The organism is Halococcus thailandensis JCM 13552, assembly GCF_000336715.1.
GTDB classification, from domain to species: domain Archaea; phylum Halobacteriota; class Halobacteria; order Halobacteriales; family Halococcaceae; genus Halococcus; species Halococcus thailandensis.
The window spans coordinates 80,109-92,379 of sequence record NZ_AOMF01000145.1; the positions used below are offsets into that span (position 1 = coordinate 80,109).

A 12,271-nucleotide genomic window follows, 5' to 3' on the forward strand; every position below is an offset into this window, starting at 1 on the left:
GCGTCCGGCACTCGCCTGCTCTCGATCGAAACGGGTCCGTTTCCCGCGACCGTTCGACAGAAACGCCGTCGCCTACGGCGACAGACGTTGGCGATCCCGCGGGAACAGAACAGCCTCACGGATGTTCGGCAGATCGAGCATCGTCATCACGAGACGCTCGCCGCCGATCGCCCAGCCCGCGTGGGGCGGCATCCCGTATCTGAACATCTTCGTGTAGTAATCGAACGCCTCGGGATCGAGCCCCTGGGCCTCGAACCCCTCGACGAGCTGGTCGTAGCGGTGCTCACGCTGGCCGCCCGAGACGAGCTCCATGTCGGGGGCCATCAGGTCGAACCCCGTCGAGAGCTCCGCATCGTCGTCGTAGTCCTTGATGTAGAACGGCTTGATCTCGCTCGGCCAGTCGGTGACGAAGTAGTGGCCGCCGACGTCGTCACCGAGCGCTTTCTCGCCCTCGGTCGGCAGGTCGTCGCCCCAGACGAGCTGGGTGTCGAGCTCGCCGGTCGCGTTGATGCGCTCGATCGCCTCCTCGTAGGTGAGTCGCGGGAACGCCTCGTCGGGCACTTCGAAGTCGTCGTAGCCGAGAGTGTCGAGCTGGTCGGCGCAGTTTTCGGCGACGCCCTCGTAGGCCGCCCGGACGACCTGCTCGCAGGCGTCCATCGCCTCCTCGTGGTCGATGAACGCGCTCTCGAAGTCGATCGAGGTCGCCTCGTTCAGGTGGCGGGGCGTGTTGTGCTCCTCGGCACGGAAGATCGGCCCGATCTCGAAGACGCGTTCGAGCCCGCTGCCGACCATCAGCTGCTTGAACAGCTGTGGCGACTGGTTCATGAACGCCTCCTGGCCGAAGTAGGTGATCGGGAACAGTTCAGTACCGCCCTCGGTGCCCGTGGCGACGATCTTCGGCGTCGTGATCTCCGTCGATCCGAGTTCGCGGAACGCCTCGCGCGCGCTCCGGAGGACCTCGGCACGGATCTCGAAGATCGCCTTCGCCTCCTCGCGCCGGAGATCGAGCGTACGGTTGTCGAGCCGGGTCGGGAGTTCGGCGTCGACCTTGCCGGAGGGATCGAGCGGGAGTTCGGGATCGGCGGGCGCGATCACCTCGACAGAATCAGGAACGATCTCGACGCCGGTCGGCGCGCGCTCCTCCTCCTCGACGGCACCGGAGACCGAGACGACGCTCTCGCGGGCCACTTCGGTGCCGGTTTCGACGAGGTCGTCGTCCATCGCGTCCTTCTCGAATTTGACCTGGATCTTCCCAGTCCTGTCGCGGACGATGAGGAAGGCGATGCCACCGAGATCGCGGATCTCGTGTGCCCAGCCGGCGACCGTGACGTCGTCGCCCGGTTCGGCGCTCGCAGTGGTCGTGCGATCGTTCATACACGACGATGCAGAGCGGCGGTCTTAAACGCCGTCGTTTCGCGCGTCGGCGACTCAGTTAGCGTCCGTCGCGCCGCGAACGGTCTCGCGGACCGCATCGACGCCCTCGTCGTGGACGAGATCGCCGACGACGACCGTGTCCGCCCGTTCGCCCATCTCGTGGGCTGAGTCGTAGTCGTGGATGCCGCCACCGTAGAAGAGGGTCGCGTCGTCGAGTGCGTCGCCGGCAGCGGCCACGATCTCGGGATCGCCGAACGTGCCCGAGTATTCGACGTAGACGATCTCCTGGCCGAACATCCGCTCGGCGATCGTGGCGTAGGCCGCGACGTCCTCGGCGTCGAGATCGCAGTTCGCCTGCGTGTACGTCGCCACCGACGAATCGGGGTTGAGAACGATGTACGCCTCGGTGTTGGTGCGCGCCCAGTCGATGCCGTCGTCGAGCCGGACCCATTCCTTGTGTGCGCCGGTCATCCAGGAGACGTCGCCGGCGTTGAACACGATCGGGATGAGATAGCCGTCGAGCGAGTCCGTATGGACGACGGTCGCGTCGACGCCGGGTTCGATGTAGAGCGGGACGTCGTGCTCGCTACACGCCTCGACGACCGCCTGCATCTTCTCCTCGGTCATCCCGGTCGTCCCGCCAACCTCGATGGCGTCCGTACCCGTCCGGCAGACATCTTCGTAGCTCTCGCCGTCGACGAGGCTTTTGTCCGGGTCGATTTTCACGATGTGATCCCACTCGGTCCACGGCGCGCTCATAGCAACAGGAATCCGAGCGCCGCCTAAACGTCTTCCGTAATCGGTCGATTCCCGTCAGTCGGCCTTCGCTTGCCAGCTGCGCACGTTCTCCGCGCTCACGCCCTGGACCGACTCGGCGATCGAATCGGCCTCGCTCTCCCGGAGGTCGTCGAGGCTCTCGATACCGACCGCCGCCAGTTTCTCGACGGTCTTCTCGCCCACCCCGTCGAGATCAACGAGATCGCCGACCGACTGCCGGGCCTGATACTCGTGGTAGTTGCAGATCGGACAGCCGAGCTCCCACGGCTCGTCACCGCTGTGGACGACGAGTTCGGGAAGGTCGTGCTCGTCGCAGAACTCGTCGGTGACCTCGATCTCGCCGCGCCGCGGGAGGGGGAGCGAATACTCGCAGTCGGGATAGCGCGTGCAGCCGACGAGCCGCGAACCGGTTCGCAGGGTCTTGATCGCGAGTTCGCCACCGTGCTCGTCACCACACTCGGGGCACTCGCCGATGATCCGGTCGGCCTCGGCGTCGGCCTCCTCGGCGGCACAGAGCGGACAGCCGTGCACGAACGTGCTCCGGCCGTCGAGCATCTTCACTTTCCGGAGATCGTGCTCGTCGCAGGTCTCGTCGAGGATCAGCGGCTCGCCCGCCGAGGGGAGGGGAAGCGTGAACTCGCAGTCGGGATAGCCGTCACAGCCAACAAAGGAAGACCCGTGACGGCTCTTTCGCACGAGCAGGTCCGCGCCGCAGTCGGGGCACGGACCCAACGTTTTGTCGGCCTTGAGCGATTTTCTGAGGTGTTCGCCAATCTCCTCGCGCGAGTCGCGGAGCGCGTCGAAGACGGTCGACAGCATCTCGCGCGACTCTTGGGTCACGTCCTCCAGGCCCGTCTCGCCGTCGGCGATGGCCGCCATGTCGGTTTCGAGCTGGCTCGTCATCTCCTCGCTCACCACGCGGTCGGCGAACTGCTCGGCTGCCTCGACGACCGCCTCGGCGAGTTTCGTCGGGCGGGGCGGATCGCTCTCGATATATCCTCTATCGTAGAGCTTCTCGATCGTATTGTGGCGGGTGGCCTTCGTACCGATACCCATCTGCTCCATGCGCTCGATGAGTCTGGACTGGCCGCGCCGGCGCGGTGGCTGGGTCTCCTTCTCCTCGGAGCGCACGTCCTCGATCGGGAGCTCCTCGCCCTCGTCGAGTTCCGGTACGTGGTTCTCGGAGGTGTTGAAATACGGATAGACGGCGTGATAGCCCGGTTCGACGAGTCGCTTGCCGTTGGCCTTCAGATGGTGCTCGTCGATGGCGGCGGTCACACGGAGATGCTCCCACTCGGCGGGATCGGCGACGGTGGCGAAGAATCGCCTGACGACCAGCTCGTAGATCTCGCGTTCGTCGTCACCGAGTTCTGACGCCGATGGGAGTTCGCCCGTGGGGTGGATCGGCGGGTGGTCGGTCGTCTCCTCGTCGCCCTCGGTCGGAACGATCTCCTCGCTCTCCAGCAGCGCCTCTGCATCCTCGCCGAACTCGCGATGGTTCGTGAACCCCTCCAGCAGCTCCTCGATGTCGAGATCGTCGGGGTACACAGTGTTATCGGTTCGCGGATAGGTGATGTAGCCCGCCGTGTAGAGCTCCTCGGCGAGGCTCATCGCGCGCTGAGCCGAGTAGCCGAGCGAACCCGCCGCGCGGATGTACTGGGTGGTGTTCATGGGACTCGGCGGGTCGTCGGTACGGGTGCGACGACTGACCTCTTGAACTGTCGCCGCGCTCGCCTCATCGAGTGCGTCGTAGACCTCCGCCGCGACCGACTCGTCCCAGAGGCGATCGGTGCCGCGACCCGCCTCGCGGTCGAAATACTGGACCTCGAAAGTTGTTTGGTCCTTGCGAAGGTCGCTGAACAGCTCCCAGTAGGTCTCGGGATCGAACGCCTGGATCTTCCGCTCGCGATCGACGATGAGTTTGAGGGTCGGCGACTGGACCCGGCCGACGCTGATGAAGTCGTTGCCGCGCTGTTTGGCGGTCAGCGAGAGGAATCGGGTCAGCGCCGCGCCCCACACGAGATCGATCTCCTGGCGTGCTTCGCCCGCCGCCGCGAGATCGTAATCGAGGTCGTCGAGATTGTCGAACGCCTCGCGCACCTCGCGCTCGGCGAACGAGGAGAACCGTGCGCGCTTGATCGGCGCGTCGGAGACCTCGCGAACGATATCGGCGGCCTCCTTGCCGATCAGTTCGCCCTCGCGGTCGTAGTCTGTGGCGATGATCACGCCGTCCGCGTCTCTGGCGAGCAGCCTGAGCGTGCGGACGATGTTCTCGCGGCTCTCGTGTGGCTCGACCACCACGTCGGCGTCGAGCAGTTCGACCGGTTCGACGTCGCGCCAGTTCGCGTACTCTGGCGGGAAGTCGTTCTCGACGACGTGGCCCGAGAGGCCGACGCAGCGCCGCCCGCCCCACTTATAGACGTTGACGCCGTTTCGGCGCTCGACGTCGGCGCTCCCCTCGCTCAGGATTGTGGCGATGTTGCTCGCGGCGGTCTCCTTCTCGGTTATCAGCAGCTCCACCGGACACCACCCATCATTGACCGCGGTAGGTCGATACGGCTTCTAAACCTTTCGCAGCCGTGCTGGCCTCAGCCGAGGTCGAACTGCTCGGCCGCCGTTCGCATGTCCTTGTCGCCACGCCCGCTCAGATTCACCAGGATCGAATCGTGGTCGTCGGCGATCTCCTTCGTCAGCGCGAGCGCGTGAGCGGTTTCGAGCGCCGGAATGATGCCTTCGGTCTCACTCAGTTCGCGGAAGGCCGCGAGCGCGTCCTCGTCGGGGATCGCGCGATACTCGCAGCGCCCGACAGCGCGGAACATCGCGTGTTCGGGGCCGACACCGGGGTAGTCGAGCCCGGCGGAGATCGAGTGGACTTCCGTCTCGTCGTCGAGTATTCTCGTCTCCATTCCGTGGAGCGAACCGTCGGTGCCCGCCGCCAGCGGCGCGGCGTGACGGGTCGAGTCACCACCCTCGCCGCCACCTTCCGCACCGTAGAACTGTACGGGATCGTCCCGGAAGGCGTCGAACAGCCCCATCGCGTTCGACCCGCCACCGACGCAGGCGACCGCCGCATCGGGCAGTTCGCCCGTTCGCTCGCGGAACTGGTCGCGCGCCTCGCGGCCGATGACCGACTGGAACTCCCGCACCAGTCTGGGGAACGGATCCGGGCCGACGACCGACCCAACCAGATAGTGAGTGTCGTCGACGTTCGCGGCGAAATCCTCCAGGGCAGCGTCGACCGCCTCCGCGAGACCAGCCCCGCCGCGCGTGACCTCGTTGACCTCCGCGCCCATCAGCCGCATCCTGAAGACGTTCATCCGCTGGCGCTCGATATCCTTTGCGCCCATGTAGATCTCGGTGTCCATGTCGAACAGCGCGCCGACCATCGCGGTCGCGGTGCCGTGCTGGCCCGCACCGGTCTCGGCGATCAATCGAGATTTGCCCGCCCGCTCGGCGAGCAGCGCCTGACCGACGGCGTTGTTGATCTTGTGCGCACCGCCGTGCAGAAGGTCCTCACGCTTGAGATAGATCTCGGCCCCGTAGCGCTCCGAGAGGCGCTCGGCGTGGAAGAGCGGTGTCGGTCGTCCCGCGAACTGTTCGAGGATCGAGCGGAACTCCGCGCGAAAGTCGTCGGTCGTGGCGATCCCGTCGAACGCGTCGGCGAGCTCCTGGAGCGGCTCCACGAGCGGGTCGGGCACGTGCCGGCCCCCGTAGCCCTCGAACTCGCCGGCGTGCTCCGCGTCATCGTTGCTCATCGTATCTCGATAGTGGGCAGTACCGCACAAATGTGTACCGACTGTTCGGCGGCCGGCGAGCGCCGGTCAGCCGTCGAGTTCCGCCCGGAGCAGTTCGTTCACCGTTCCGGGGTCGGCGCTGCCGCCCGTGGACTGCATGACCTGTCCGACGAGGAAGTTGAGCGCGCCGTCCTCGCCAGTATGGTAATCCTCGACCGCGTCCGGGTTCTCGTCGATCGCGGTCGCGACCGCGCTCTTGATCTCGTCCTCGTCGGTGGTGCCGAGCCCCTCGCGCTCGACCACCGCGTCCGGCGAGCGTCCCTCGTCGAGCATCGCGCGCAGAACGATCTCCTCGGCGTTTTTCTCGGTGATCTCGTCCGTCTCGGCGAGTTCGATGAGATGGAGGAACTCGTCGAGTCGACTTTCGACATCCGCGATGGCCATGTCGCGGTAGTTGAGTTCGCCGAGGAGGCTGTCGGCGACCCACGACGCCGCCACGTCGGGATCGAACCGATCGGCCACCTGCTCGTAGAAATCCGCGACCTCGCGAGTGGAGGTGAGTTTGCGGGCTTCGGACGAACTCAATCCGTACTCTTCGGCGAAGCGCTCGCGACGGGCGTCGGGGAGTTCGGGGATCTCGATTGCCTCGGCCCAGTCGCTGACGCGGAGCACGGGGAGATCGGCCTCGGAGAAGTAGCGGTAGTCTTTCTCCTCTTCCTTCGAGCGCATCGAGACGGTCACGCCACGTGATTCGTCCCAGTGGCGGGTCTCCTGTTCGATCGTCCGATCGCGCTGGAGGGCGTTCTTCTGTCGCGTCACCTCGTAGGCGAGTGCCTGCTCGGCCCCCTTGTGACTGGAGATGTTCTTCACCTCGGTGCGGTTGGCAGCCGCGAGCGCGTCCGGGCCGATCCTCCCGTCGGCGTCGACTTCCGCCTCGGGCACGAGCGAGATGTTCGCGTCGATGCGCAGCGACCCATCTCGACTGCTGTCGAAGATACCGAGATAATCGAGCACCTCCTCCAGTTTGGCGAGGAAGGCGCGGACCTCGTCGGGACTCCTGAAGTCGGGCTCGGTGACGATCTCCATCAGCGGGACGCCAGCGCGGTTGTAGTCGACTCTGGTGTATTCGGCGCTGTCGATGCCGCCACCGCCGCCGGCGTGCTGGAGGCTCCCCGGGTCTTCCTCCAGATGGGCGCGCTCGATGGCGATGGTCCGTTCGTCGTCCTCGATCGTGACCGTGAGCTCGCCGTCCTGACAGATCGGTGAGTCGTACTGGGTGATCTGGAAGTTCTTCGGGAGATCGGGATAGTAGTAGTTCTTCCGGTGGAAGTAACTCTCGTCGGGGACGTCGGCGTCGATCGCCGCCGCGAGTTTGAGCGCGCCCTCGACGGCCGCCTCGTTCAGCGTCGGGAGCGCGCCCGGCAGGCCGAGACAGGTCGGACACGTGTGGGAGTTCGGTTCGCTGTCCTCGAAATCCGTACTACAGCCGCAGAACACCTTGGTCTCGGTTTCGAGCTGGACGTGGACCTCCAGCCCGATGACGACGCGGTGGTCGCTGGCACTGACGGCGCGGGCGCTCATTGTCGGTGCTATCCGGCCGCGACCGCTAAAACATGACGCCATCGCCGTCCGCGCGGTGTGGTGGCCACATCTACCAAATTTCGGAAATGTGTCTGACGCACGTTTATGCCCGCGGAACGTCGCCATCAGCCATGAGCGGCAACCGCGTCGAGGAGCTCGAATCGCGCGTCGAAGAACTCGAAGCCTCCCTCTCCGGCCTGACCGACGAACTGATGGAGACGAAAGCCCGACTCGCCGAGCTCGAAGACGAGTCTTCGGACGAATATATCGAGGCGGGCGTCGGAGCCGTCACCGACCACGGAACCGAGGAATCGAGCGCAAACGAAGAAGCTAACCCGGACGAGGGCGATTCTACTGACGATTCATCGGCCGACGACATCATCGTCGCGTAGGCCGTCCACGAGCACCCCATGCATATCAAATCGCTCGTCCTAGAGAACTTCAAGAGTTTCGGCCGTCGAACGGAGATCCCGTTTTACGAGGATTTCACGACCGTGAGCGGGCCGAACGGCTCCGGGAAGTCGAACATCATCGACGCGATCCTGTTCTGTCTCGGGCTCGCCCGCACGCGCGGGATCCGCGCCAGAAAGCTCACCGACCTCATCTACAACCCCGGTCACGAGGAGGGTGGCGAGTCGACCGGCGGCGGCGTCCGGGAGGCGAGCGTCGAGGTGGTGCTCGACAACGCCGAGCGGACGCTCCCGCGCGCCGAGATCGAGAGCGCCGCCGGCACCGAGAACGTCGGCGACGTCGACGAGATCGTCATCAAGCGCCGGGTCAAACAGACCGAGGACAACTACTACTCCTACTACTATCTCAACGAGCGCTCGGTCAACCTCTCGGATATTCAAGACTTGCTCGCGGGGGCGGGCGTCACGCCCGAGGGGTACAACGTCGTGATGCAGGGCGACGTCACGGGGATCATCAACATGACCGCGGGCGAGCGCCGCGAGATCATCGACGAGATCGCCGGCGTGGCCGCCTTCGACGCGAAGAAGGAGGACGCCTTCGAGGAGCTCGAAGTCGTCGAGGAGCGCATCGACGAGGCCGAACTCCGCATCGGGGAGAAAGAAGAACGCCTCGAACAGTTGAACGACGAGCGCGAGACGGCGCTCGAATATCAGTCGCTGCGTGAGGAGAAGGAGGAGTACGAGACCTACCGCAAGGCCGCCGAACTGGAGGACAAACGCACGAGCCTCACAGCGGCAGTCGAGAAGATCGACGAACTCGACGACGAACTCGACGAGCGCCAGCGCGAACTCAACGAGCGCCAAGGGAAGGTCTCGCGGCTCGAGAGCGATCTCGACGAACTCAACGACGAGATCGAGCGCAAAGGGGAGGACGAGCAGCTCGCGATCAAGCGCGAGATCGAGGAGATCAAAGGCAAGAAGAGTCGGCTCGAAGATAAGATCGAGAGCACCGAGGAGCGCATCGACGAGGCGGAAAACGAGCGCCGGCAGGCGTTCGTCGAGCTCGACAAGAAACAGGAGACCGTCGACGATCTCGACAGTGATGTTCGGAGCGTGAAAGTCGAGAAGTCCTCCATCGCTGCCGAGATCGAGGACAAAGAGGACGAACTGGCCGAGGTCGAGGCCGAGATCGAGGAAAGCGACACGGAGTACGACGAGGTGAAGGACGATCTCGAAGAGCGACGGGAGGCGCTCGAAGCCGAAAAGAGCGCGAAAAACGAGAAACAGCGCGAGCAGGACAGGCTGCTGGACGCGGCCCGGCGGCGCTCGACCGAACAGAGCGAGAAAGAGAGCGATCTCGACGAGACTCGCGAGCGGATTCCCGAGATCGAGGCCGCGATCGGCGATCTGGAGGACGAGTTGGCGAAGGCCGAGCAGAACGAGACGAACATCGAGGACGTCGTTGCGGATCTCAAGGCCGACAAGCGCGAGCGGACCGAGGAGCTCGACGAGATCGAGGAGGAGCTCCGCGCCGCGAAGGACGAGTACGCGAGCCTCGAAGCGAAGACCGACGACAGCGGCTCCTCCTATGGGCGAGCGGTCTCCACGATTTTGAACGCCGATCTCGACGGGGTGCACGGCACGATCGCGCAGTTGGGCGGCGTGGCGAGCGAGTACGCGACGGCGTGCGAGACGGCGGCGGGCGGCCGGCTCGCCCACGTCGTCGTCGGCGACGACGGGGTAGGCCAGCAGGCCATCGAGTATCTGAAATCCAGGAACGCGGGGCGGGCGACCTTCCTGCCGATGACGAAGATGCAGCGCCGGTCGGTGCCGAGCCGGCCGAACGAGGCGGGCGTCGTGGATTTCGCGTACAATCTCGTGGACTTCCCCGAGAAGTACGCGGGCGTCTTTTCGTACGTACTTGGGAGTACCTTGGTCGTCGAGGAGATGGAGACCGCCCGCGAGCTGATGGGTGACTACCGGCTCGTCACTCTGGAGGGCGAACTCGTCGAGAAGAGCGGCGCGATGACCGGCGGCTCGCGGGGCGGCTCGCGCTACTCCTTCGAGTCGAGCGCAGGCCAGTTGGAGCGCGTCGCCGACCGAATCACCGAACTCGAAGAGAATCGGCGCGAGACGCAGGAGGACGTCCGAGAGATCGAGGAGCGCCTCGACGACGCGCGCGAGCGCCGATCGGCGGCCGCCGAGCAGGTCCGCGACATCGAGAACGATATCGAGCAGAAGGAGCGCGAGCGCGAGGAGATCGACGAGCGCATCGACGAGCTCGAAGCGGATATCGCGGAGATCGAAGAGGCCCGCGAGGAGGTCGACGCGGAGATGCAGCACCTCGAAACGGAGATCGACGAGCACGACGACGAGATCACGGCGATCGAGGACGATATCGCGGAACTTGAGGACGAACTCGCGGACTCGGCCATCCCGGAGCTGACGAACGAGGCCGACGCGATTCAGGACGATATCGACGAACTCGACGATCGGCTGGACGAGCTCGACGGCGAGCTGAACGAACTCCAGCTCGAGAAGCAGTACGCCGAGGAGTCGATCGACGAGCTCCACGAGACGCTCGAAAGCGCTCAGAATCGGAAGGCCGAGGGCGAGGAGCGCATCGAGGAGCTCGAAGGGGAGATCGACGAACAGGAGGCGAAACTCGACGAGCGCGAGGCGGCCGTCGCCGATCTCGAGGACGAACTCGCCGATCTCAAGGACGAGCGGGTGGAGCTGAAGGAGGAGCTCGCCGACGCGAAGGAGTCACGCGACGAGCAGCGCGAGCGGGTGAACGAGACCGAAAGCGAACTGGAGAGCCGCCGCGAGCGCCGGGAGCGACTGGAGTGGGAGATCGACGAGCTCGAATCGGTCGTCGGCGAGTACGATCCCGACGAGATCCCCGATCACGACGAGGTCGAAAGCGAGATCTCGCGGTTAGAAGGGGAGATGGAGGAGCTGGAGCCGGTCAACATGCTCGCCATCGAGGAGTACGACACGGTCGAGGCGGATCTCGACGATCTCACCGACAAGCGGGCGACACTCGTCGACGAGCGCGACGGCATCGAGGAGCGCATCGACTCCTACGAGGCCCAGAAGCGGGAGACGTTCATGGACTCCTACGAGACGATCAACGACCAGTTCGAGACCATCTTCGAGCGACTCTCCGCGGGGTCGGGGACGCTCCATCTGGAGGACGAGGAAGACCCCTTCGACGGCGGGCTGACGATGAAGGCCCAGCCGGGCGACAAGCCGATCCAGCGGCTCGACGCGATGAGTGGGGGCGAGAAATCGCTGACGGCGCTCGCGTTCATCTTCGCCATCCAGCGCCACAACCCCGCGCCGTTCTACGCGCTCGACGAGGTGGACGCCTTCCTCGATGCGGCCAACGCCGAGCGAGTGGGTGAACTGGTCGACGAACTCGCCGCCGACGCGCAGTTCATCGTCGTCTCGCACCGCTCGGCGATGCTCGAACGCTCCGAGCGCGCGATCGGCGTGACGATGCAGGGCGACAACGTCTCGGCGGTGACGGGGATCGACCTCGGCGCACAGGAGGTGCCCGCCGATGACTGAGGCATCGGGTGGAGCAGCGGACAACGGGGAGGACGACGAGGTCGAGCCGGTCGAACTACTCGTGAGGCTCGCCGAGGAGGGCGAGATCGAGCCGTGGGACATCGATGTCGTCGACGTGACCGACGCCTTCCTCGAACGGCTCGACGCAGCGGATCTTCGCACCTCGGGTCGGGCACTGTTCTACGCGAGCGTGCTTCTCCGGATGAAGAGCGAGGCGCTGCTCGAACCGGACGAGGAGGACGAACCCGACCCCGAGCCGTGGGAGGACGGGTGGGCGGAGGAGCCGCCCGACGAGTTCGGACCGGACCCGGTGGCGGCGCTCGAAGACGAGATGGATCGCCGGCTCGATCGGAAGGGCGCACGCGGCACGCCGGAGACGCTCGACGAGCTCGTGCGCGAACTCCGGGAGGCCGAACGCGACTCGTGGTGGAAGGAGTCCAGGACCTACGACACGAGCGGCTCGCCGAAAGGGTTTCAACGAGGAACGCAGACCCTCGACTACCGGTCGGGTGACGATCTGCGCGTCGATGACGAACCGACCGAGGCCGACGTGACGGGGACTGCTCACGGCGAAGACATCGAGGCCATCATCGCGGACGTCCAGCGCGTCCTCCGCAAGCAGTACGACGCCGGGCGCGATGAGGTACTCTACGCCGAGATCGACACGGCGGGCGGCTCGCGCGTCGAGACCTTCCTGGCCGTGCTCTTCCTCTCACACCGTGGCCACGTCCGCCTCCAGCAGGACGAACTGTTCGGCGATCTCTGGGTGCAGAACCCGAACACGGAGTCGGCCTCGACCGAGGCGATCGCCGACTGAGATCG

8 protein-coding genes are annotated in these 12,271 nt (G+C 65.4%); 3 read left to right on the forward strand and 5 right to left on the reverse strand.

Annotation, left to right across the window (positions count from 1 at the left end; genetic code table 11):
* Window positions 1-72: 72 nt before the first annotated feature.
* The 5 genes from aspS to gatB all read right to left on the reverse strand — a co-directional run bounded on the left by aspS (window position 73) and on the right by gatB (window position 7,466).
* Window positions 73-1,374, reverse strand: coding sequence for an aspartate--tRNA(Asn) ligase (gene aspS / locus C451_RS07240; protein WP_007739274.1), 1,302 nt, complete (start codon window positions 1,372-1,374; stop codon window positions 73-75).
* A gap of 54 nt (window positions 1,375-1,428) precedes the next feature.
* Window positions 1,429-2,133: a phosphoglycerol geranylgeranyltransferase gene (locus C451_RS07245; RefSeq protein WP_007739276.1), complete on the reverse strand. Its 705-nt coding sequence runs from the start codon at window positions 2,131-2,133 to the stop codon at window positions 1,429-1,431.
* A gap of 54 nt (window positions 2,134-2,187) precedes the next feature.
* Window positions 2,188-4,671, reverse strand: a complete 2,484-nt coding sequence (locus tag C451_RS07250; protein ID WP_007739277.1) for a DNA topoisomerase I — start codon at window positions 4,669-4,671, stop codon at window positions 2,188-2,190.
* 68 nt (window positions 4,672-4,739) lie between these two features.
* A complete protein-coding gene (trpB, locus tag C451_RS07255; protein ID WP_007739279.1) occupies window positions 4,740-5,906 on the reverse strand; it encodes a tryptophan synthase subunit beta in 1,167 nt (388 codons plus the stop codon).
* 66 nt (window positions 5,907-5,972) lie between these two features.
* The gene (gene gatB, locus C451_RS07260; protein WP_007739281.1) at window positions 5,973-7,466 is read right to left on the reverse strand and encodes an Asp-tRNA(Asn)/Glu-tRNA(Gln) amidotransferase subunit GatB; all 1,494 of its coding nucleotides are present in this window, start codon (window positions 7,464-7,466) and stop codon (window positions 5,973-5,975) included.
* 131 nt (window positions 7,467-7,597) lie between these two features.
* Between gatB and C451_RS07265 the strand changes: the two genes are divergently transcribed.
* Genes C451_RS07265 through C451_RS07275 form a run of 3 tightly spaced genes read left to right on the forward strand, consistent with a single transcriptional unit; the run spans window position 7,598 to window position 12,266 of the window.
* Window positions 7,598-7,858 carry a DUF7518 family protein gene (locus C451_RS07265; protein WP_007739283.1) on the forward strand — a complete coding sequence of 87 codons (261 nt, stop codon included), beginning with the start codon at window positions 7,598-7,600 and terminating at the stop codon, window positions 7,856-7,858.
* Window positions 7,859-7,876: 18 nt separating this feature from the next.
* The gene (gene smc / locus C451_RS07270) at window positions 7,877-11,449 is read left to right on the forward strand and encodes a chromosome segregation protein SMC (RefSeq protein ID WP_007739284.1); all 3,573 of its coding nucleotides are present in this window, start codon (window positions 7,877-7,879) and stop codon (window positions 11,447-11,449) included.
* Entirely contained in the window at window positions 11,442-12,266 is an 825-nt protein-coding gene (locus C451_RS07275; protein WP_007739286.1) for a segregation and condensation protein A, read from the forward strand. The genes smc and C451_RS07275 overlap by 8 nt, the downstream gene beginning before the upstream one ends.
* Window positions 12,267-12,271 lie beyond the last annotated feature (5 nt).